Origin of the sequence: Chryseobacterium sp. KLBC 52 (assembly GCF_003347605.1) — a bacterium.
Taxonomy (GTDB): Bacteria; Bacteroidota; Bacteroidia; order Flavobacteriales; family Weeksellaceae; genus Chryseobacterium.
Genome location: NZ_QDFZ01000015.1, coordinates 114,995 through 137,160, shown reverse-complemented (window position 1 = coordinate 137,160; position 22,166 = coordinate 114,995). Strand labels below are relative to the sequence as shown.

13 protein-coding genes are annotated in these 22,166 nt (G+C 35.8%); 2 read left to right on the top strand and 11 right to left on the bottom strand.

Annotation, left to right across the window (positions count from 1 at the left end):
* Nucleotides 1–25 precede the first annotated feature (25 nt).
* The 11 genes from DDF69_RS16430 to DDF69_RS16380 form a co-directional block, all read right to left on the bottom strand.
* Nucleotides 26–775 carry an isoprenyl transferase gene (locus DDF69_RS16430; protein ID WP_114821725.1) on the bottom strand — a complete coding sequence of 250 codons (750 nt, stop codon included), beginning with the start codon at nt 773–775 and terminating at the stop codon, nt 26–28.
* Nucleotide 776: 1 nt separating this feature from the next.
* Nucleotides 777–1,667 (bottom strand): DUF6089 family protein, encoded by an 891-nt coding sequence (locus tag DDF69_RS16425; RefSeq protein WP_114821724.1) that lies wholly within the window; start codon nt 1,665–1,667, stop codon nt 777–779.
* Between the two features lie 213 nt (nt 1,668–1,880).
* Nucleotides 1,881–4,385: a polysaccharide biosynthesis tyrosine autokinase gene (locus tag DDF69_RS16420; protein ID WP_114821723.1), complete on the bottom strand. Its 2,505-nt coding sequence runs from the start codon at nt 4,383–4,385 to the stop codon at nt 1,881–1,883.
* 2 nt (nt 4,386–4,387) lie between these two features.
* On the bottom strand, nt 4,388–5,278 hold the full coding sequence (locus DDF69_RS16415) for a polysaccharide biosynthesis/export family protein (RefSeq protein ID WP_079243412.1): 891 nt from the start codon (nt 5,276–5,278) through the stop codon (nt 4,388–4,390).
* 34 nt (nt 5,279–5,312) lie between these two features.
* Entirely contained in the window at nt 5,313–6,431 is a 1,119-nt protein-coding gene (locus DDF69_RS16410) for a glycosyltransferase family 4 protein (protein WP_114821722.1), read from the bottom strand.
* 108 nt (nt 6,432–6,539) lie between these two features.
* Nucleotides 6,540–7,541 (bottom strand): glycosyltransferase family 2 protein, encoded by a 1,002-nt coding sequence (locus DDF69_RS16405; protein WP_114821721.1) that lies wholly within the window; start codon nt 7,539–7,541, stop codon nt 6,540–6,542.
* A gap of 3 nt (nt 7,542–7,544) precedes the next feature.
* Nucleotides 7,545–8,615: a formimidoylglutamase gene (locus DDF69_RS16400; RefSeq protein ID WP_114821720.1), complete on the bottom strand. Its 1,071-nt coding sequence runs from the start codon at nt 8,613–8,615 to the stop codon at nt 7,545–7,547.
* A gap of 146 nt (nt 8,616–8,761) precedes the next feature.
* Entirely contained in the window at nt 8,762–11,338 is a 2,577-nt protein-coding gene (topA, locus tag DDF69_RS16395) for a type I DNA topoisomerase (protein ID WP_114821719.1), read from the bottom strand.
* A 279-nt stretch (nt 11,339–11,617) separates the two neighbouring features.
* Nucleotides 11,618–15,007 (bottom strand): T9SS type A sorting domain-containing protein, encoded by a 3,390-nt coding sequence (locus DDF69_RS16390; protein ID WP_114821718.1) that lies wholly within the window; start codon nt 15,005–15,007, stop codon nt 11,618–11,620.
* Nucleotides 15,008–15,213: 206 nt separating this feature from the next.
* Complete coding sequence (locus tag DDF69_RS16385; protein ID WP_228412021.1) at nt 15,214–16,353, bottom strand: EpsG family protein; 1,140 nt, start codon at nt 16,351–16,353, stop codon at nt 15,214–15,216.
* Nucleotide 16,354: 1 nt separating this feature from the next.
* A complete protein-coding gene (locus DDF69_RS16380; protein ID WP_114821716.1) occupies nt 16,355–17,362 on the bottom strand; it encodes a hypothetical protein in 1,008 nt (335 codons plus the stop codon).
* Between the two features lie 193 nt (nt 17,363–17,555).
* Here DDF69_RS16380 and DDF69_RS16375 point away from each other — a divergent pair, with 193 nt between their 5' ends.
* Together DDF69_RS16375 and DDF69_RS16370 are read left to right on the top strand one after the other, a co-directional pair.
* The gene (locus DDF69_RS16375; RefSeq protein WP_114821715.1) at nt 17,556–21,209 is read left to right on the top strand and encodes an MMPL family transporter; all 3,654 of its coding nucleotides are present in this window, start codon (nt 17,556–17,558) and stop codon (nt 21,207–21,209) included.
* Nucleotides 21,210–21,251: 42 nt separating this feature from the next.
* Nucleotides 21,252–22,166: a hypothetical protein gene (locus DDF69_RS16370; RefSeq protein WP_114821714.1), complete on the top strand. Its 915-nt coding sequence runs from the start codon at nt 21,252–21,254 to the stop codon at nt 22,164–22,166.

The following is a 22,166-nucleotide window of genomic DNA, read 5'->3' as shown; positions in this document are numbered from 1 at the left end:
ATCGAGTCTTTCTTTTCTTAAAATTTTATTGGCCTTTTACCTGTTCACCGGTTAAACCATATCTTCTTTCCTTATTCTGATAATCAACAATACATTGGAAGAAAATATCTTTGGTGAAATCCGGCCACAGAACATTTAAAAACTGTAATTCTGCATAAGCAATCTGCCAAAGGAGGAAATTGCTTATTCTTATTTCGCCGCTGGTTCTGATCAGTAAATCTACAGGAGGAAAATCTTTTGTATAAAGATAGTTTTCAAATAAACTTTCGTTTATATCTTCTATCTCTACTTTTCCTTCTTTTACATCAGAACTTATTTTTTTTACAGCGTCCAGTATTTCATTTTGTGAGCCATAGCTTATAGCCAATACAAGGTTTCCTTTTGTGTTTTCTTTTGTAAGCTCTACCACACGTTCCAACTGCTCTTTCACTAATACGGGCAGTTTTTCAAGATTTCCTATCACATGCATTCTCAATCCTTTGCTGAAGATCTCTTCTGCTTCTAACAGCAGGGTTTCTACCAACAGATTCATAAGGGTATTCACTTCTTCGCTTGGACGATTCCAATTTTCTGAAGAGAATGTATACAGTGTTAAGTAAGGGATATTAATCTCATTACATGCATTAATAGCATTTCTTACTGCATTAATGGCATTTTTGTGACCGAAAGTTCTTTCTTCGCCACGAGATTTTGCCCATCTTCCATTACCATCCATAATGATGGCTACGTGCTTTGGTAAATTCTCAGAATTTATTTTTTCTTTAATCAACGACATATTATTCACAATAACATGGAGGTCTTCCGAACGAATATGTAAGTCCTAAACTGAAAGTATTTATCCAGTCGTTGGATCTTCCATCTCCAATATTTCTCTTTTTAATAAACTCTGCTTCTCTTTCTTTAGAAACCGCATAATAATTTCCAGACTGTAATAATGAACCCCCTGTAGCGGGATCCAGAATATCAGCATTAAAAGAAGTTTTTACATCTTTGGAAAGGATCTTACTGTGATCCAACTGATCCGTCAATGTATATCTGAATGTAGCTTCTGCAAATATAGCCCAGGAATGGTTGAATTTATACTTCAAACCCACCCCAAAAGGAATATGCATTGTTACTTTCTTCCCTAATGAATACTCTGTTGTAGTGGTAAAATCCAATTCATTGATCGGAGCCTGCGCTACACCATCAGCATCTCTTCTGAAATCATTCATAAGAGTAGCTTTAGGAGCATCAAACATCAAAGCACCAATACCTCCGAAGATATAAGGGCTCAGCATGCTGATCTGCTCATTATTTACCGGGAAAAAGTTATATTCAAACATTAAACTCGCCTCATACACATTATTTTTTCCGTATGAGTTTCTATTTCTTCTATAATCTTCTTTCGCCGCTTTATCACTAAACTGGATCTGGTTATATCCTAAATCCAATCTAACGGTCTGATGCGGGTTAAAATTAAATCTGTATAATAAACCACCATAAAATGGGATACCCCAATCTGACGCTCTGCTTAAATCCAACGGCTTCTGTAAAATATAATTTGTCCTTCCTACATCTCCCACTAGGTTACTCATACCTAGACGAACTCCCAATTCGTTTCTTTGTGCTTTAACACTTACCATTCCAAGGAAAGCAAGGAAGCTAAACAATAATTTTTTATTCATAAAAGAATATGGATTTATGGTTATTTTAAAATTTAATTTTTGCAAATATAAAACATTTTTATATTAATGATAATCTTAATGTTTAGTTAAAAATAAACAAAAAAACATAATTTGTTATAAAGTAAACGGCAAAGTGGCAAAAATATTCTTTTTTTCATAGAATGAAAATACTTTATATATGAAAAAACCCCCATTAAATGAGGGTTTAATGCTTTATTTTTTATTGAACAATACCTGTACTTTATTTCTGATCCTTATTAATAAAGGCTCTTTATAATTTTTATCTTCATCAAAATATCCGTAGCCATAACCATATCCGTAACCGTAGCCATAGCCATATCCGTAGCCTTGCTTGGTATTATAATCGTTATAAACAAGTCCCAAATTATTAACTTCATCATTATGATACTTTTCAGTAATCATCTTCAGCATATACTTTTCTGTGTATTCATGACGTACCACATAAATATTGGTATCAGAATACTTCATCAGCTCATAAGAATCTGCCACAAGACCTACAGGTGGTGAATCTATAATAATAAAATCATATTTTTCCTTGAGTTCTTCTATAAATCTGATATTTTTCTGGCTCATTAAAAGTTCAGATGGATTGGGCGGGATAGGACCCGAAGTCGCCACATCAAGATTAGGAATTTTGGTTTTGTTAATAATCTGGTCAATATCTACTTCTCCAGTAAGATAATTGGAGATCCCATATTTATTATCAATCTTAAAGTCTCCAAAGATTTTTGGTTTTCTAAGATCCATTCCTAATAAGATTGTTTTTTTATCACTTAATCCTATTACCGATGCCAAATTGATAGAAATATAAGTTTTCCCTTCTCCCCCAATGGATGATGTAATGAGAATAACTTTACCTTTTTCACTTTCGTTGTCCATTAAGAATCTCATATTGGCTCTTATTCCTCTGAAAGCTTCAGAAACAGATGATTTTGGCTGCTCCAGAACGGTAAGCATATTTTCATTACTGTTATTGCCTATTACTCCAAGAAGTGGAATTTTTGTAGCGCTCAGAAGTTCTTTAATATTTCTGATTTTACTATCTAATACCTCTCCTACAAAGATGAACAGTAATGGAAGCAGCAGTAATCCAGAGATAATGGCAGTTTTTGCCAGCTTTACATTCGGTCCGATAGCTCTTTGTCCCAGGTTTTTAGCAGGGTCAATCACCGTAATATCAGATTGGTTGGTGGCCATTCTCATTTTAGTATCACTCTGTCTTCCCAAAAGGCTGTTATAAGTGGCCTCAATCATATTATATCCTCTCTCTGCATCCAAATATCTTCTTTCTTTTTCAGGGTAAGAAGCTAAATCTGAGTTGGCACCTGAAATATCACGATCTATCTTGTTAATTTCATCATAATATCTGCTGTAGTATCCTCTTAAACTATTTGATGATCCCATTCTTGCTTCATCAATAAGCCTGTTGATTTCTCTCATTGGCTCTGATGAAGGTTTATAAATAGAAGCCATTTCTGCTTTTTTGGTATACAAAGCTTTAAGTTCAGTAACTGTTGCTGAGAATACACCATCTTCAAAACCTGCTGCGTTGGTTCCAATCATTTTATCAAAATTCTGAGACTGCAGCGTATTTTTTATGTTGTTAAGAGAATTGATCTTGCTTATAAGATCTGCTTTTTTAGCCTCAAGTTCTTTTATTTTTTCCAGCGATTTTTCGTCTCTGTCTTTAATATTATAAAGCTTTTCTGAGGTTTTTAAATAATTCAGCACATTAGCACTTGAATCAAGCTTTTTACGGATGTTATCCAGATTTTCTTTTAAAAAGATATCTGTGTTCTTATTCACCACATTTTTATCAGCCAATCTCTTTTTCTGTAATTCTGCAACAGATTTGTTCAGGAAATTAACTGTACTATTCAGATTATATCCTTTTTTGGTAATAATCATAATAGATCTGATTTCTTTATCAAAATCCACACCTGTGGTAGAAACAATTTCATTTACACTCTCATTGATCGAGTTCAGGTTTACAATGATATTATCCAACTTGATTTTAGTGGGAACAGGATTTCTAATAAGTCTGAATCTCAGGTTTGGAGCATTATACCACTCATTTATTTTAATGATTTTATCCGCGGGTCTGCTATATGAGCTGATACTCTGGAATCCTTCAACTTCATAATTATATAAGTTTGTAGATTCTCCTTCTTCAGGTAAAACAACCTGATAGGCTGCGTCTCCTTTTGGTATCAGGGTAATAGGATAATTAATCTGTTGAAGGTGTTTTTTATCAATCTGAAGAAAGACAGGTGAATCATCTTTATCGAGATAAGTAGATTTTATAAGCCCTTTGGTAGAATAATTGACAAAAAGATCCAGTTCTTTTACCAAAAATTCATTATGCGATCTGGATAAAAGCATTTTCTTCAGATAAAGCCCATCCTGATTTCCGGTATCTCCCCAAATGAAGTTGATGGATTGATTAGCCTGTGTTGGTAAAAACTCCGACCCTTTACTTGAAGTACTTAATGACAAGTCTGATGCATAAATATTTTGTGCATAATAATGAGTGTATCCCCATGCAATTGCATAGCCGATAAAAAACATAAATACAAACCAGTACCAGTTTTTAAGAATCCTTCTTAAAAAGTGCTCTAAATCAAATAATGCAAATGACCCATACTTTTCTTTCTGAGAATTATTCTTCTCTGCAGCGGTTACTCTTTCTGGAATCATGGCTAAAGATTTTTAAGAAGTAAATAAATAGACAATGCTGTAGTAATCACCGAAACTCCTGTCGTTAAAGTCTGAATAGGGTCTTTTCCAAATCCGTTCAAACTTTTTGCTCTGGTATTCAGGTAGATTTCGTCACCATTCTGCACATAATAGAAAGGAGAGTTCATAAGATCTTCGCGGGTAAGATCTATTTTGGCAATTTTGATTCCTTCCGGAAGTTTTCTGTGGATAACGATCTCTTTTTTGTCGATCGTCCTGTTCAGCCCGCCATTAATAGCCAAAGCTTCGGTAATGGTAAGTGTATTTTTATGAGCTACTTTCTCTCCCGAAAGACCTGTAGTTTCTACGTCGCCAAGAATATAATACGTAATACCGTCTGTATTCAAACGTACTTCAGACTTACCTTCCTGGAAGTTTTCATTTACTTTTTCCTGAATTTCTTTTCTGATATCCTCTAATGTTCTCCCTTCCGCTTTTACATAGCCAATTCCAAAAACATTGATATCTCCGTTGGAATCTACCTTGAGCCCATTAAAATAAAAATTCATGTTTCCTCCCCTGCTTGCTCCAGAGGTAGTACCAATTCCACCTCCAACGGAACCTCCTCCTGATATAGCAGGGCTTGTTGCTGTTCCGGCTCCGGTTCCTATTCCTCCGGAAGAATTGTAAGAGGAATAAAACTGTGCAGCATCTCCTTTGGGAGTTGTTACAATGTTAAGATTAAGAATATCATTTTTGGTAATCCTGTATACAGGAATATTGTAGGGAACGAGACCTTCTTCATTAATTACGAGACTCTCACTTGGCTGTAAGTATCTTACATCCTTTGTTGTAATACATGAGGTAACTAAAAGAGGGAATATTAAAAATAAATATTTAAAGTTTTTCATCATATATAATATTGTTTACAAAAGTAATATTTAATTGTTAATTTTTGTTATTTCTTAATCGATATAGCAAATCCGGAAGATAAGCACCAAAAAAACCTATTGAAAGAATGACCAGTAATAAAAGATTGATATTAATATGTCTTAAATAATAGGCTACTCCCACAATCATGAGATAGTAAAGGATAATATAAAAAGTGGATCTCCTGTGGGTAAGGTTCAATTTCAGCAGCTTGTGATGAATATGGTTTTTGTCGGCATCAAAAGGTGATTTTTTGTTATAAAGTCTGATCATGATTACATTTAAAGTATCCACGATCGGAAGAATCAAAATGGCCACTGCTACTACAGGAGCTGACTGAAGGTGATATCTTGGAACATCGATGAGTTTCTTATCTATAAAAATATCAATAAAACAAATAGATGTAAAAGCCAACAAAAAGCCAAGCAGCATGGAACCGGTATCTCCCATAAATATCTTGTGGGTACGGTAGTTTGACAAATTATAATACAGAAATGCCAATACAGTTCCGATAATAACAACGGATAACACCACCAACGGATAGTTGTACTCGCCCAAACGGTAATAGCTGATACCGAATAAGGCACTGCAGATCACAGAATAACCACCTGCCAGCCCATCTATCCCGTCAATCAGGTTGAATGCATTAATCAGAATAATAAATGTTACAATACTGAATATTATACTTACAAAATACTCCAGCTCATATACTCCGAAGATTCCGAATAAGCTTCTGATTCTGATATCCGAGCCAATAACAATCAGGGAAGATACAACAATCTGTGCAACGAGTTTTTTGTAGGCCCTCATGACGACAATATCATCCATTACACCCACGTAGAGCAGGATAATTAATGAGGCAAATAAGAATTTATAGAGATCAAATAATTCATAGGCAAAAATCGAGGCACAGATTCCTATGGAATAAAAAATGGCAATACCTCCCAGGTTGGGAATTTCTCTAAGGTGCGAGCTTCTTATTCCAGGCTCATCCATCAGATTCTTTCTTCTTGAAATCTTGACAATGGTAGGAATAGAGAAAAATGTAATTAAAAAGGAGAACACGAAGCCTAGTCCTATTTTTATATAGAAAATAGGTATTCCCGATCCGCTTAAGAACAATTCAAAATTTTTCATTCTTTTCTTATTCAGCACTTGTATCTCCTAAATAAAAAATCACAATGCAGACTTACCTTCATTATCATCTTCTATTGACCGAAACAATAGTACTTACATTTGTGTTTACTAAATTAATTTTCTTATCAATCTCTTCTGTCCTGCAAAAAACAACAGATAAAAAATTTTTTTCTTCAGGGGCAAAGATAAAAGATAATTCTTACCAAAACGACTATACTTCAATATATCTTGAATTTTTATTTGTCTTTCCTTCATAAAAAGAACTAATTGATCCGACATACTATAAAATATTTCTTCTTTTTTCACAAAGGCCAGATAAGCCAAAAATGAGTAAACCCCTTCAAAAATCTGAAAATTTTTCAACTCTTTTTTTTTATGGGAATACAGGGATTTACTGAATATTTGTTCCACATCAGAGACGGCTTTTAAGATATCAAGCCCTTTTTCCGTATGGGTTTTTGTAATAGAATCAGTACGCTCCAGATACTGGTAATGGAAATTCTGAGTCTGCGCAATGGTTTCACATTCCAGCAAAAGCTGCGGAATAAGCTGGATATCCTCAAAATGAACTCCTTTTTTAAATCTTTTCTGGCTAAAAAGATCCTTTTTAAACAGCTTATTGCATGCAAAATAGCTGATATCCGAAAAAACAGAAAAATAATCTCCAAGTATAATTTTCTCAGGCATATTGGGAAGCTGAGTCAGTTTTTGGATAATCTTTCCATTTTCATTTACTTTCTGAATATTACAGATCACCATTTTTGCCTGATGTTTTTCTGCTAAAAGAAGCATTTCCTCAAACATGGTCCCGGTAACATAATCATCGCTGTCTACAAAAGCGATATAATCTCCGGTAGCTCTGTCAATACCAAAATTACGGGCATCACTTAGTCCTCCGTTTTCTTTGGTAAAGGCTTTTATTTTTTCAGGATATTTTTGTGCAAATTCTGTAATAATTTTTTCGGAGTTATCCTTACTTCCATCATTTACTACAAGAATCTCAATATCAGGAAGACTTTGCTTCACCAGAGAGTCAAGGCATTTTGTCAAATATTTTTCGACATTATAAACGGGAACGATAATGGATACTCTTGAGGGAACATTTGTCATACATTAAATTTTCGTCAGTCTTGCATTCAGCCAGCCTTTTTTAGCTTCATCAAAATCCTTTCTGGAGCAGGGAATGCAGTTTTCTATATTTTCATCATCACCAAAATACCACAAATTACTGAAAGTATCACGCCTGAACGCATATTGGCTGTCGTCTATCAAAACATAGAACAGCTCATAGTGTCTTTCTTTAGGATGAGAATGCTGGATATTGATTCCTTCGATCAGATACCACAGCATTTGTGCCAGCAGCTGATGATTCAGTTGGTTTTCCGAATAAATATTATAATTAAAAATCCCGACAGACTTCAGGTTTTCACTCAGTCCGATTTCTTTCATATAGGCACAGATCTCTCTTCTGTTCAACCCATTTACCTGCGGATTCATTGAAAAAGGCTCACTAAAACTTTCAATAGCATCGCAATTTACAGTCACGAGATCTGCTTTTCTGAAGAAAGGTTCCGTCTTTTCTGTAGAATTCATCATTTCAGCCAGCCGGATAATATCAAACTCTACTTCTTTGATGAGCCGTACAGAATCCATTTCATTTAAATGTTTCTGGTAACCCAGATGATGATAATTTTTAATAGAGAAATTCTTGGCTCCGAAAATCTTGCTTAAAAAAGTATGTTCATTGATGGATTCTCCTTGCTGAAGGGAAATAATATTACTGATCTGGGTATAATTGATGCTTTTCTTATGGAAATTCAGTGCTGAAAATAATGAGAAAGCAAAATCATTGGAGCCACCGATAATCACTGGAATAGCTCTTTTATAATGACATGCCGACAGTACTTCCTGTAAAATATAATGAGTATCCTGAACGGATTTCCCGGATACCAGATCGCCAAGGTCTACCACAGGAATTTCGAAGTCCATCTGTGAAAGCTTATAAAATTCTTTTCTTACTGCCGTAAAATCCTGTACTTCTGCATCCCCGCCCGCTCCTCTATAATCTGACACAAACAAAAGAACAATACTGTCTTCTCTGATATCTTTTGTAATCCGATTTCCTATCTGCCAGGTTTCTGTTTTAAAATTTCTTGGTGAAATGATAAAGTCTTCGAAGTCCATATTTTAATTTAAAATGTAATAATTGATTAATTGCTTGATATAACAAACATACAAAAAACACCGGAACTGAGAAGACATGTTTCTATTTGTTCATAAAAAAAGCCGCCAACACGTGTTGACAGCTTGTATTTTAATCTTAAAATTATTTATTTTTTAGCGGCAGGTTTCTTAGCGGCAGCTTTTTTCACTGTTGTGGTAGTTTTCTTAGCTGCAGTTGCTTTTTTAGCTGCTGGTTTTTTCTTTTCGGCAAAGGCCTTAGGATCCTGATCTGTAATCCATTTTTTAACCTCATCTAAAGAAAGTTCTTTTAATTCCTCAGCTTCATACTTTGTGTCATCTGCTTTTTTCGGAATTTTGAACATGGCTTTTCCAAACTTGATGAAAGGTCCCCATCTTCCGTTTTCAATAGAGATTTTTTCTTTTTCCCACAGCTGGATATATCGGTTGGCTTCTTTTTCAAGCTTAGCATCAATCAGTTCGTTAATATCGCTTTGTGAAAGATTTTCAAAATCGTATCTTTTTGGAACATTCACGAAAATATCTTTGTACTTGATAAATGGTCCGAATCTTCCCGATCCTTTTGTGACAGGCTCACCTTTATAGGTGGCAATCGGAGCATCAGCAATCTTCTTTTCAGTGATAATTTCCTCTGCACGTTTCTGATCTACAGAAAGCGGATCTTCACCTTTCGGAATACTGATATACGTTTCTCCCCATTTTACATAAGGTCCAAATCTACCAACACCTACAGAAACTGTTTGTCCGTCAACTTCACTTAAATCGAAAGGTAACTTAAACAATTCCAGTGCTTCTTCGAAAGTAATGGTTGCAATATTCTGTCCTGACATTAATGAGGCAAAGATTGGTTTCTCTTCATCATCTGTTTCTCCAATCTGGATCATTGCTCCAAATCTTCCGATTCTTGCATGGACATTTTTACCAGTTTTTGGATCTACTCCTAATAGCCTGTCTCCTGTCGCACGATCTGCATTTTCTTCTACATCTTCAATTCTAGGGTGGAATTTCGAGTAGAAATTCGTCATCATTTCTTTCCACTTCTGATCACCGCTTGCAATTTCGTCAAAACTTTCTTCTACTCTTGCTGTGAAACCGTAATCAAGGATTTCTCTGAAATTATCCGTTAAGAAATCATTGACTACTTCACCGATGTCTGTAGGAACAAATTTATTTTTATCACCACCGAATTTCTCTTCAAGGACTACTTTTTTGATCTTATCTTTTGTTAAAGACATTTTGATCACTTCACGGGTATGTGGTTCGATTTCTCTTTTATCTACATACTCTCTGTTCTGAATAGTCTGAATGGTAGGAGCATAAGTAGAAGGTCTACCAATCCCCAATTCTTCAAGCTTTCTCACCAACCCGGCTTCCGTATATCTTGCGCTTGGCCTTGTGAACTTTTCAGTAGCCGTAATGGTTTTATAATTCAGGACTTCTCCCACGCTTACTTTCGGCAACAACTTATCGTTGTTTTCCTCATCATCTTCTTCAGTCTTTACAATTCCGTAAGCTTTCAGGAAACCATCAAATATAATAACCTCACCCTGCGCTTCGAAATGATGTGGCAATGAAGCATTTCCTATTTCAATCACTGTCTTTTCAATTTTAGCATTAGCCATCTGAGAAGCCAGTGTTCTTTTATAAATTAATTGATATAATCTGTTTAATTGGGCATCAGCTACAGTTTTCACTCCAAAATCTGTAGGTCGGATAGCTTCGTGAGCTTCCTGTGCTGAAGCTGACTTTGTAGTATAATTTCTTGGAGAAGAATATTCTGCTCCGTATTCTGATATAATTTGTTTTTTTGCTCCTTCAATTGCTTCCTGGGAAAGGTTTACGGAGTCTGTTCTCATATAAGTAATAAACCCTTCTTCGTATAGCCTTTGTGCCAAACGCATGGTATTGGTTACATTATATCCAAGTCTTGATGAAGCCTCCTGCTGCAACGTAGAAGTTGTAAACGGAGCTGAAGCCGAACGTGTACCAGGTTTGGTTTCAACGTTGAGAACTTTAAATTCTGTTGTTTTAGCCTGCTCCAGAAATTTTTCTGCCTCTTCTTCCTTTTCAAAGTCTTTTTTCAGTTTGGCAGCAATCTCCTGCTCTGTTTTATTTAAAAATATTCCGTCAAGTTTAAAACTTGCTTTGGGTGTAAATTCACGGATTTCTTTTTCTCTTTCAACAATTAACCTAACTGCTACAGACTGTACTCTACCCGCAGACAGTCCCGGTTTTACTTTTTTCCATAAAACGGGTGACATTTCAAAACCTACGATTCTGTCCAGCACTCTTCTAGCCTGCTGTGCATTCACTAAGTTCTGATCAATGTCTCTTGGATTGTCGATTGCTTTTAGAATGGCGTTTTTGGTAATCTCGTGGAAAACAATTCTTTTTCTGTTTTCGGGCTTCAGCTTCAATTCATCCGCAAGATGCCATGCAATAGCTTCTCCTTCGCGGTCCTCATCGGAAGCGAGCCATACCATGTCGGCTTTCTTTACGGCAGCCTTTAATTCGGTTACCAGTTTCTTTTTGTCTGCTGAAACTTCGTAATCAGGACTGAATGTAGCAAGGTCTATCCCCATTCCTTTTTTTGGAAGATCCCGGATATGTCCGAAACTGGATTTCACTTCAAAATCCTTTCCAAGATATTTCTGAATAGTTTTTGCTTTTGCCGGGGACTCTACGATTACTAAATTTTTCGACATTCTAACTAAAAATTTTTGCAAAAGTAAAGCTTTTTTATTATATACTTTTTGTTAAACGGGTTTAATTTAATAATCTGAGTTCATTACAGCATCTTTCAACACACGTTTTTTGAAGAAACAAACCCTTTGTAGCATAGGTTTTAGACTGTTATACAATTTTCAACATTGATGGATATAGAATTTTTCATCAGCTATAATAGATGTAAGAAATATGCTGTCCTGTAAAAAAAGCAGAATAAGGCTTGTTATTCTGCTTTTTTTGCATGTTAATTTTACTATTTACTGTTTTACAATTTTCACATTCGCTTCAGAATTATTGATTCTTACGACGTACACTCCTGCATTTAAAGATGAAAGATCTGTCTGATTGTTGATAAACTTTCCTGATTTTACAAGTTGCCCCAGAATATTAAAAATCTGAAAATTGTATTCTTTATTTTCCGTAGCCCTTATATAAAGAATATTGGAAAAAGGGCTTGGATATAGAGAAATTTTATTGGCTACCTTAGATTGTACATTTTCATTTATCAGTTTAGACCTGTTAGACATCATAAAAACTCCGGACGCAGGACCTTCTTCATTGCCATTGGCATCATATTCTATTTTCACACACCGGCAGCCTGTTCCGAAGTAGGGATCATTGTTATCATGAAAGACGATTATTCTATTGGTTGTAGAAGCCGCATCAAACAGCACATTAACAGATCTTCCAATATAATTTGAATTTAAAGCAGCGGTCCATACAGCAGGATACTGAAAGTTCAGCACATTAAATGTTCCCTGCGCTGTCTGATTGGCTGTTACACTTCTGAATCCTCTGGAACCAGAGTCAGGATAGTTTCCTACAAAATATGCCGGATTATTAAAAATATATCCTACGGTGGCATTGGCTGAATTCCTCACCCTGATCCCTGAATAATCTGTAGCAATACTGTAGGATGTTGCTATATTTTTATCTTTTTTGTACCATGGCGTCTGTCCGAAATCAGCTCCGGAAACCAAAGCCACGTTTGTAAGATCCGGGATTCTCCATCCTTCAGGACAGGGATCAAAAGGAGATTTTTTGCCTCCTCTTCCCCATCTGTCAGGAGCTAAATTGGGTTCCTGTGCCAGCCAGTCCGTTCCGTTGGTATAATTGGGTGTTGCACTGTTATAAGGAGCAAAGGTACTTGGAATCATATATACCAGAGGATTCTTCACAGAATAAGAGAGTATCTTGGAGATTCTTTCTGCAGGTTTATCAGTTAACTGTACATTTGATGCCGAGGCATAAGTGTTGTAAGGTACTATATAATTTCCTGAAAGATTATTATAGTCAGACTGATTAAGCGCGGTGTAAGAAACTGTACCGTTAGTCCCCAGAGTTCCTAAAAACACATTATAAACACTTCTGTTATCCGCATATTGGAATGGAGGAATAGGATCTTTCCTTCCCCATTGATAATGCAATCCTGTAGAAGCGCGTATTTTCAGCAGTTCATCAGCAGTGGGAGCCTGAGGATTGACAACGTTGGGAAAAACATCTGTTGCCCCTAGATTACGATCCATAAAAACAGTCTGCAATGCAAGATCTGCTTTGTTGACATAATTCACGTAATTTGTAACAGCCACAGGAGTTTCTGTGATATAAAAGTAAGACCCCAGAGGAGAATCTGTCACCCAGATATGCCAGCTCCAATACACCGGTGAAGATATACTCCCATTATGTAATGTGACAACGGCATTCCCACTTTCATTGGCCGCAATTTCTACGGATATTTTAGAATTCCCAATATCCTGTAGTGATGAAGGTGAAGGATTCACCATTGAAATCCTGCTGATAAGAGCTGTATTTGTTGTCCAGAGAACATTAGCTTTTAAACTATTAAAACTGGAAGGATTTAATATCTCAGCGTTATCCAGTAATTGACTTTGCACCGAAAATGCTTTACTGACCGGAATTTCAATAGTAGAAACTGTTTCGCTTTTAACAATCTGGTAAGTATTCGGGCTATTGAAACCTTCTTTGTACTCTGTAGCCGGCGGCAGATATTCTGTTGGGAAATCATAATCATTAATAGTGTATAGGGGATCTTTGATACATCTGCAGCCATTGGCATCCGAAGTATACATCCCGGCCATAGGAAAGTAGTAATAACGCCCTTTAATATTAGGATAATTCGCATCCGGAACATCTGGCTGTCCTTTATCCGGAATCATGGAAAGCCCTCTTACAGTAACAGCAGGAGACGCATCAAACAGCCTGGTTAAAGTCGCAGTCCACAATGCTGTGTGATGCTGATCACTATATTGTCCGGAATGAGCTGCTCTGATCAACTGTCCGTTTCCGGGAAAGACTCCCATATTATAGCCACCTACTGCCGAAAGATCAAAACCAAAATTAGGGTAAATTCTAAATCCTGTCATAAAGGCAGGCACTCCTGCATCAGTAGGTTTAATAATATGATATTTATTGTTTTCAAAAACATTTTTTGCCATATTGGTCCTGACTCCAAAGGGTGAAAAGTCTATTCTAATATCATCTACATAAGAAGGAGAAGCCAGGTTTGCAACCAGCATGGAAGGGATACGCCATCCATTGGGACAAGGATCATAAGGAGATTTATCTCTATAAGGTTTTGTTTTATCATCGGTATTATAGACAGTTTCAATTTTCCCTTGCGCATTATCAGACCACAGATTAAGCTCAGAAAGCCTGTTATTGGGCAAAGTTGTAGATTTACCAAACCAATTGACAGGAAGATTAAGGTTGTTATTGTAATAAGCCTGGCCTGAATTATCATCTTTATTAACATAAATAAGACTCAAAGGATTTTTTACAGAAAGCCTTATATTATTGGTAACTTCTGCAGCGGAAAGCAGAACAAATTTCCTGAAATCATCAATACTTACAGCATTGGTCATATTTTTCGCGCCTCTATGCCTTACTCTTCCTATGGATCCTGAAGCTTCATAGAAATCATTTCCTCTTGTTACTAAGGGTGGTATAGGATCTTTTCTTCCCCACTGATAAAGAAGCCCGATACTCCTGTTCCAATCTGATGCTGTAATGGAATTTGAGATGGCTCCCAGATTTCTATCCATCCATTTCCAATCAGAGTCCGGAATAACTTCTGTGGTTCCATCCGACCTCATTCTTTTAATGTTGTTGAAGCTTCTATAGGCAGACCCATTGGTAGGATCATCGGTTACCCATATATGCCAGCTCCAATAAATCTCTCCGTTTACTTTGAAAGCTACTACTGCATTTCCTTTTTTTGCCTTATTCACAGGGACTCTTATCTTGGCGTCCTGTCCGGTTCCTATAATTTCAAGGGCATAGTTTGCCCCGGATTTTATAAGCCCGTGAACATCTTCCCACAAAACATCTGCAGTTACCGTACCTGCCGGAATTCCACTTCCGTTAAGATATCCGCCTCCTTCCCACATTGCATAAGCTTTTTTTACAGGTACCAGCAATCCTTCATTGTTCTGACCGGGATCAAAGATGTAACTGTTGGGTGCCTTTTTCCAGTCCGGAAGAAGTAATTGTGTCCATTCATTCACTGGCCTTTTCAATGAATCCTTATTCTTGATAGGCCATAGATCTTCGTTGATATTACCTTTGGAACTCACTCCAAATAATATCAGGCAGATGACTGCCGCAAATTTTCCAGCTAATCTTTTCATACCTTAGGGTTTTAGTGTGATTAGCGAATGCAATTTTTGAGCCCACTTCAATAAAAAGTGATTTATTATATAAATAAATACATCATATTTTAATTATGTTATTAATAAAATAAAGGAAAACCCAATAAACAAAGTAAATAACAATAAACCTTGTTTATAAAAAAAAGACAGCCTTACGCTGTCTTTATATTTTAATTTTCAAAATCCTATGGAAGAATATGGTTTTGATAACGGTCAATGGAAAATCGTCCGGCCGTAATATTATTAAACATAGAGAAGATAACAAAATTGAAGACGACAAGTGCGATGATAAATGCGTAGATCATATTTTTAACCCTTCCGGAAACAGCATACATCGCATTTGGAATAATGATATAGGAGAACCCAATAAATGCTCCTGCAAGTCTGGATGAGAAGATAGGGTTATTTCTAAAAATAAAATAGAGACATATGCCGATTACGGCATAATTTCTGTGATATTCATAGTAAGGATAGTGTTCTTTCATCTTGTTATCAAAAACAAAAAGGAAAAAAGTAAGAATAGCCATCATGACCTCCGGGATTCCAATTCCCCCGTTAAGTCGCTGCACGGTTTCATCCATATATCCGTTGAATCCTTCTACAAGGGTACTGTTAGAAGCCATACCATCCAGAAAACCTCCAAAACTTCTATAGATTTCAAACGGAGATAAAAAGACAGAACCTACAATCATAATCAGCATCATGGTTTTATTCAACGGAACCCGGGCCAGCCAGTACATCGGCAGGAATAAATAACAAACACTGTGTATACCCGATCCTATGAATATAAAAAAAAGATAATGCCAGAGCTTTCTTTCCTTAATATACCGTATTGCAAAATAAGCGATAAAAGTTCCCAGGTTTTGTCTGATCTGCCCGCTTTCCCCGATAAAGAAGTTGGGAATAAACATAAAAAGGGTAAAGGTAAATGGATAAAAAGTATTGTCTTCGGTATATTCTACTTTAAAGATCATTGCAAAAATAGCAATAACCAGCGTTAGCATATAAAAAGGGGCATCAAAAAAATTGAGAAGAACTTTATTAATCAGGGTATACAGCCATTCCACATCCAGCGTTTCTGTTCCTTCCATATGGAGCATCTTCATAAAGATACTGTAGTAGCTCTTGGTATCTGAGTAAATATAAATCCCTTTATAACTTCCGTAATCCGGACCTACATTATCTCTAAGACCAACAATAATAATAAAATAAACAGCGAGAAACCAGAACCACTTTTTATCAACCTTCTTCCCATATACTTCCTGAACACTGAAGAACAGCATATAGACGATTGCAATTATATAATATGGATGTAGTAAACTCATGCTAACTCTCTGATGTTTTTTTAAACTGATGATATGCTGTGATTATTCCGGTCAGAATTAAAGGCAGGAATAGCCTCACTTCCCAGAAAAGCCCCACTAAAGTAATCATAAGAAGATAGGGAATGGAAAAGAAAAAATACTTTCCAAAAACACTTCTGTTTTCTTCTTCAGTACAAAGACCATATATAAAATAAATCACAATTAAGGCAAAGACCAGCCCTGCAAGGTTGAAGGGGCTGGAAAAGTTCCTGTTAATATAAAACCCTTCCACAAACGTGGTTTCATCCTGAACCAGCAGAGCTCTCAATCCCAGATAAGGAATCAGAAAAGCAACAACCAATGGTATAATTTTCCAGATTACCTGATAATTTCCTTTTTTCAACTCATCTATATTGAAAAATACTGCTGCAAAAAACGCAATATTCAAACACGCCGTTTCTCTTACCAAAGTAGAGACTCCAATAAGACCAATGAGAATGAAAAAGAAAATATTTTTTTGGGTATCTAAATATTTCAGGGTCAAAAATACACCTGCCAGATAACAGAATAATGCAATGGTATCACAGTTTGTAGGCGCATACTGTGTGATCACAATAAAAAACACAGAGAGGAGATGAATAATTCTCCTTGCATTAAGATTCAGAAGAAGTCCTGTTGATTTCATCCGGAAAATAGCATTCAAAATCAAAGAACACAAAACAAAGAACACGCTGTTCATCAGGAAAAGCCCGTGATAAAAAGGGGTTCCATTTTTGGACAAAAAATCTTTGAAGAAAGAAAGAGGTCCATTAATCAGACTATACATCAGATCTGTCATCTGTACACTCAGATAATTGGGAATCACTCTGTAAGCATATACGGAGGAAAATAAAAAATCAGGGGTTGTGGCTGATGTTTTCAGTCTTGTATATGAAGATTCAAATCCATAATAAGACATGGCAAACAACAGAAGCGGAAGTACTATTACAAATAGAAATCCGTTTATTTTTTCATCATTTCTTTTCAACATATCTAAAACAGATTCTTATTTTTTTAATAATAATGGTGGTTTAAAATACATTTTTTCAAAAGGGAACTTTTGCAAAAGTAGAATATTTTTTCATTCTTCCTAGAATATTTTATTGATTTTCAGTGAAAACTTCTCGTTAACTATTTTGAACTAATGCTTAAAAAATTAAATTTGCAGACTTGATTTAAATGCAATGCATCGCTTTTTTATATTTTTATATTATCTGATTTCCAAAAATAAAATCCTGTCTGTATTTGCAGCTCTGGGAATTGCCGTTTTATGCATTTTCTTTGCGTCAAAGATCAATTTTGAGGAAGACATCAATCAGATTATCCCTAAAAATGAAAAGTCGGATCTTACCGCAAAGGTTCTTAAACAGCTTAATTTTTCGGATAAGATTATTGTTATTATTGAGAACAAATCCAGCGAAGACAGCTTCCAGCTTTCTGAAACGGCAGATACTTTTCTGAAAAAAATTGAGCCTTTACAGAAATACATCGGTTCTGTTCAGGGAAAAGTGAATGATAATGAAATCTCCGAGACCTTTGATTTTGTCAATCAGAATTTACCTTTATTTCTTAATGAGAATGACTATAAGGACATAGACCGGAAACTTCAGAAAGACAGCATTGCCACACAGGTAGAGAATAACTATATATCATTGGTTTCTCCCACAAGCCTTGTCACCAAAGAGTTTATAAAAAAAGATCCTCTGGGACTTACTTTTCTGGGGATCAAAAAATTAAATGCTTTAAACATCAGCAAAGACTTCAAACTTGAAGACAGCTATATTGTTACCAAAGACGGAAAAAACCTCTTACTTTTCATTGATCCTAAAAATAAAAGTAACGACACGAAAGCTAATGAGGCATTTGTAGATCAGCTTAATGCAATCAAAGACGGAATCAACAAGCAGTTCAAAGGCAAAACAGAAATAAGTTATTTCGGTTCTCCGGTGATTGCGGTGGCCAATGCAAAGCAGATCAAAAAAGATATCCAGAACACAGTAATCATTTCCATGACGGTTCTTTTGGTTCTACTGATCTATTATTTCAGAAATGTCTTTACTCCTATCATTGTATTTTTACCAACAGTATTTTCTGTATTGCTTGCCTTATTGGTTCTTTATTTTATTAAAGATAAGATTTCGGCAATTTCCCTCAGTGTGGGAGCTATTCTGATTGGGATTACCATCGATTATGCCCTGCATATTCTTACCCATTATAAGCACAACAATAATATTGAAGAGCTCTACAAAGAAATTACGAAGCCTATTATATTAAGCAGTGCAACGACAGCCGTTTCATTCCTATGTCTGGTTTTTGTTCGTTCTGAAGCTTTAAAGGACCTGGGACTTTTCGCTGCGATTACAGTGATTCTTTCTTCAGTTTCAGCTTTAATTATTGTTCCTCAGCTTTACAAGCCAAAAGAAAAAGGAGAGCACCTCAACACCAACTTTATTGACAAGATAGGATCTTACCCTTACGAAAAAAACAAACCGCTGATTATAGGATGCTCTGTCATTATTCTTGCCTGCCTTTTTGGTTTCAGACATGTAGGTTTCAATGAAGATATTGGCGATCTGAATTATATTCCAAAAGAATTAAAAATCAGTGAAGCAAAACTTCAGAAACTTTCAGATATTACTTCAAAATCAATCTACACGATCTCTTATGGGAATTCTGAAGAACAGGCTTTAAGCAGAAATTCTGAACTGAGCAGCTTCCTTGAAAAAGAGAAAAAAGAGGGCAAGATTTTAAGCTATAACTCTATCGGAAGTGTGGTGCTTTCAGAAAAAGACCAACAGAAAAAAATTGAAGAATGGAATCAATTCTGGAATGACCAGAAGAAGAGTCAGACCATTTCCGAGCTGGTCAGCAACGGGAATAAATTCGGTTTCAACAGTTCCGCTTTTGATGGCTTCAATGAAGTTTTGCATAAAAATTATTCTACATTGAGCCTGAAAGATTATCAAAAGGTAAAAGCGCTTCAGATATCAGAATTCATGAGCAACGAAAATGGGTTCTACACGGTTTCCAATGTAGTAAAAGTAGACGAAAAAAAACGGGATACTTTCATCAAGGATATTGAGAAGAAGCATGATGCCATAGCCATTGACCGCCAACAGATGAATGAGAATTTTCTTGGTTTGCTGAAAAGAGATTTCAGTACATTGATCAATTATTCTCTTCTTGCGATCATTTTAACGATCATTGTTTTCTTCAGGAATTTTGAACTGACCGTTCTTACGATGTTTCCCATTGTTTTAACGGGAGTGGTGACCGCCGGAATTCTCTATTTCTTAGGATTGGAATTAAATATTTTCAGTACTGTAGTGTGTACGCTGGTATTTGGAGTCGGAGACGACTTCAGTATTTTCCTGACTCAGGCTATGCAAAAAGAACATACTACTGGAAAGAATGAATTACCCACCTATAGAATTTCTATTATTCTTGCCGTTTTCACGACGATTCTTTCCATTGGATCTTTGATTTTTGCCAAACATCCGGCACTACATTCTTTAGCGTTAGTGGCCCTGATAGGAATGTTCTCCGTGATTATCATTACCTCTACTCTGTATCCGTTCTGGTTCAGATTATTCATTACCAACCGGGCAAAAAAAGGACTTTCTCCCATCACATTCAGACTATTCCTGATTTCAGTACTATCATTTCTATATTACGGACTTGGAGGACTTATTTTTTCAGCATTTGGAAGTTTCTTTGTTAAAAATTCTCAAGGGAAAACACTGAATATTATTAAACTTATTTTAGCTCAATTTTTAACTTCTGTTCTTTATTCTAATCCATTTGTAAAGAAGAAGGTCATTAAAAATACATCTGAAGATTTCAGCAGACCTGCAGTTATCATTGCCAATCATACCTCTTTTCTGGATACGCTGGCTATCGCAATGGCTACGCACAAAATTATTTATCTTGTGAATGACTGGGTATACGAGTCTCCTGTTTTTGGAAAACTGGTAAGAGCGCTGGGCTTTTATCCTGTTTCTCAAGGAATTGAGAATGGAATGAACAAGCTGAAAGAAAAAGTAGAACAAGGATATTCTCTGGTTGTTTTCCCGGAAGCAGAACGTTCCTATACCAATGATGTGAAAAGGTTTCATAAAGGAGCGTTTTATCTTGCGGAACAATTCGGATTGGATATTCTTCCGCTTTACATCCACGGAAACTCTGAAGTATTACCGAAAGGAGACTTCATTATCTATGACGGAAGCATTACCGTAAAAGTGGGCAACAGAATCAGCAAAGATGATATGAGCTTTGGTAAAAACTATTCTGAGAGAACTAAGAAGATCAATGCCTATTTCAGAGAAGAATTTGCCAGACTGCGTGAAGAGATTGAGGATGAGAATTATTTTAAAAAGAAACTCTTCCTGAGCTATCTTTACAAAGACAGTGAAGTAGTACAGGAAGTAAAAGAAGATTTTAATGCTCATAAATCTGTATATTTCGAACTGAACAAGCATATTTCAAATGACGCCCATATTCTTCATTTGGCTGATGATTTCGGGCAGAAGGATGCATTATTAACTTTATACCAGGCCAGCCGAAGAGTTTTTTCTCTGATTCAGAATGATGAAAAAAGAGCAACAGCAGCACACAGTTATCTTGTAAAAAGAAGAAAGATCCATTATATAAAAGACCTTTCTGAGGTAAGCAAAAAAATTGATGTACTCCTGATCTCCCATGATCGTTTTACATGGAATGATATTCAGGAGCTGCCAGAGACCATTATTTTTGTAAATACAAAAAGTGATTCTTTTGAAGGTGATCATTATACACTAAAATTTAGTTCTGAATCATTAAAAGTATTTAAAATCAAATAATAAATATGAAAAACATATTTTTGTAAACGCTAAAGAAAACTAATGAAGAAAAATATACTTGTCATATATTATTCACAAACCGGACAACTCGAAGATATCGTGAGAAATATAGCCCAACCTTTTGAAGCTAAAAAGGAGGCTTATGATGTTACGTATTACAACATTCAGCTAAAGGAAGATTTTCCTTTTCCCTGGCCGGGCGATGTCTTTTTCAACACTTTTCCTGAATCTTATCTGCAGATTCCAAAAGAAATCCTTCCTCCTTCAGAAGAAATTCTGAACAAAAAGTACGACCTTATCCTATTCGGGTATCAGGTATGGTATCTCACACCATCCATTCCTATTATTTCTTTTTTAAAGAGTGATTATGCAAAACCAATCCTTAAAGATACTCCTGTAGTAACGATCTCAGGGACCAGAAATATGTGGATGCTTTCCCAGGAAAAATTAAAGGTTTACTTAAGAGATTTACAGGCTAAACTGGTAGGAAATATTGCTTTGGTAGACAGACACGACAATTATACCAGCGTATTAACAATTCTCCGATGGCTTACCACAGGTCAGAAAGAAAAATCAGGAATGCTTCCTGCGGCAGGAGTTTCCGATGAAGAAATCACAGGTTCTGTAAAGTATGGCGAGATTATTGAAAGACATTTTAATAATAATGACCTTAACAGTTTACAACCAGATCTTGTGAAAAACGGAGCGATTGAAATCCGTGCGTTTTTAGTGCGTGTAGAAAAGGTAGGAAACAAAATTTTTACAGTATGGTCTAACCTGATTATCAAGAAAAAAGAGAAACGTCCATTGCTGATAAAATTCTTTAAGGTATATTTGATGGCAGCGATATGGATTATCTCACCTGTCGTTTTGGTTTTACACCTGCTTACAACCCCTATATTTTGGTTTAAAAGACAAAAACAAAAAAGATATTTACAAGGAATTAATTTAAAATAG

Excerpts from the sequence above, each read along its gene's own strand:
- DDF69_RS16430 (WP_114821725.1), bottom strand. The coding sequence starts at position 775 with ATGTCGTTGATTAAAGAAAAAATAAATTCTGAGAATTTACCAAAGCAC.
- DDF69_RS16425 (WP_114821724.1), bottom strand. The coding sequence starts at position 1,667 with ATGAATAAAAAATTATTGTTTAGCTTCCTTGCTTTCCTTGGAATGGTA.
- DDF69_RS16420 (WP_114821723.1), bottom strand. The coding sequence starts at position 4,385 with ATGATTCCAGAAAGAGTAACCGCTGCAGAGAAGAATAATTCTCAGAAA.
- DDF69_RS16415 (WP_079243412.1), bottom strand. The coding sequence starts at position 5,278 with ATGATGAAAAACTTTAAATATTTATTTTTAATATTCCCTCTTTTAGTT.
- DDF69_RS16410 (WP_114821722.1), bottom strand. The coding sequence starts at position 6,431 with ATGAAAAATTTTGAATTGTTCTTAAGCGGATCGGGAATACCTATTTTC.
- DDF69_RS16405 (WP_114821721.1), bottom strand. The coding sequence starts at position 7,541 with ATGACAAATGTTCCCTCAAGAGTATCCATTATCGTTCCCGTTTATAAT.
- DDF69_RS16400 (WP_114821720.1), bottom strand. The coding sequence starts at position 8,615 with ATGGACTTCGAAGACTTTATCATTTCACCAAGAAATTTTAAAACAGAA.
- topA (WP_114821719.1), bottom strand. The coding sequence starts at position 11,338 with ATGTCGAAAAATTTAGTAATCGTAGAGTCCCCGGCAAAAGCAAAAACT.
- DDF69_RS16390 (WP_114821718.1), bottom strand. The coding sequence starts at position 15,007 with ATGAAAAGATTAGCTGGAAAATTTGCGGCAGTCATCTGCCTGATATTA.
- DDF69_RS16385 (WP_228412021.1), bottom strand. The coding sequence starts at position 16,353 with ATGAGTTTACTACATCCATATTATATAATTGCAATCGTCTATATGCTG.
- DDF69_RS16380 (WP_114821716.1), bottom strand. The coding sequence starts at position 17,362 with ATGTTGAAAAGAAATGATGAAAAAATAAACGGATTTCTATTTGTAATA.
- DDF69_RS16375 (WP_114821715.1), top strand. The coding sequence starts at position 17,556 with ATGCATCGCTTTTTTATATTTTTATATTATCTGATTTCCAAAAATAAA.
- DDF69_RS16370 (WP_114821714.1), top strand. The coding sequence starts at position 21,252 with ATGAAGAAAAATATACTTGTCATATATTATTCACAAACCGGACAACTC.